1 protein-coding gene is annotated in these 1,122 nt (G+C 63.2%); it reads right to left on the reverse strand.

The genetic code is table 11. The features are described 5' to 3' along the window. Positions 1-1,049: alanine--glyoxylate aminotransferase family protein (locus tag OKA04_RS25000; RefSeq protein ID WP_264503864.1), on the reverse strand; the 1,049-nt coding region annotated here is incomplete at its 3' end. Positions 1,050-1,122: the final 73 nt, after the last annotated feature.

The following is a 1,122-nucleotide window of genomic DNA, read 5'->3' on the forward strand; positions in this document are numbered from 1 at the left end:
CCGATCCTGAACACCTTGCCGGCGACCTTGTTGAGGCCGAGGCCGAGGCTGAGGTTGTACCGCTTCCAGGCGTGCTTCACGATCTCGGCGCTGTCGATGTACGGCGGCACGACGACGGCGGTGACGGTGTCGCTGAACCACTCCTCCTTCTGCGTGCAGTTCTTGAGCCCCCACGCCTCCACGGCCAGCCTGGTGGCGGTGCCGAGGCGGTTGTGCCTCTTGATGACGTTCTCGAGGCCTTCCTCGAAGATGAGGTCGAGGGCGGTGCGGAGGCCGTAGAGGAGCTGGATGGATGGGGTGTAGGGCCAGTAGGTGCCCATCTTGTAGAACTTGAGGTAGTCCTTCCAGTCGAAGAAGACCCGCACCGACTTGGCCGTCTTGCTCGCCTCCAGCGCCTTGGGGCTCGCGCACACGATGCCCAGACCCGTCGGCAGCGAGAGCGCCTTCTGCGAACCCGTCAGCGCCACGTCCACTCCCCACTCATCCATGCGGAAGTCCAACGCACATATCGATGACACCCCGTCCACCAGTAGTAGCGCCGGGTGCCTGTGCTTGTCGAGGATTTTGCGGACGGCGGAAAGGTCGTTGGTGACTCCAGTGGCGGTCTCGTTGTGGACGATGCAGATGGCCTTGATGGAGTGGGAGGGGTCCTGGCGGAGCTTGTAGTCGAGGGCGGCGAGGTCGGCGCCGTAGCCCCAGTCGCTCTCCACCACGTCCACGTTGAAGTTGAGGCGTTGCTGCTGGTCGATCCACAGCAGGCTGAACTGCCCGATCAGGAACGACACGATCTTGTCCCCCGGCGACAGCGTGTTCGTCAGCGCGCTCTCCCACGCCCCCGTCCCGGTGGTGGGGAAGAGGAAGGGGGTGCCGGTGGTGGTCTTGAAGATCTGCTTGACGTCCTCGAGGAGGGTCTTGGTGAGGGCGGGCACCGCCGGCGAGCGGTAGTCCTCGTTCTGACGGCTCATGGCGCGGATCACCTGGTCCGGGATGTTCACCGGCCCAGGCACGAACAGGTGGTTCCGCCCCGGCCCATACACGTAGTCCGCCATCTCCCTTGTTCAGATAAAGCCTCCTCGATCTTGTGCTGATGATTTTTTTTTTTCGCACGTAATACGTGCGAAG

The sequence above is a fragment of the Luteolibacter flavescens genome (genome assembly GCF_025950085.1).
Classification (GTDB): Bacteria; Verrucomicrobiota; Verrucomicrobiia; order Verrucomicrobiales; family Akkermansiaceae; genus Haloferula; species Haloferula flavescens.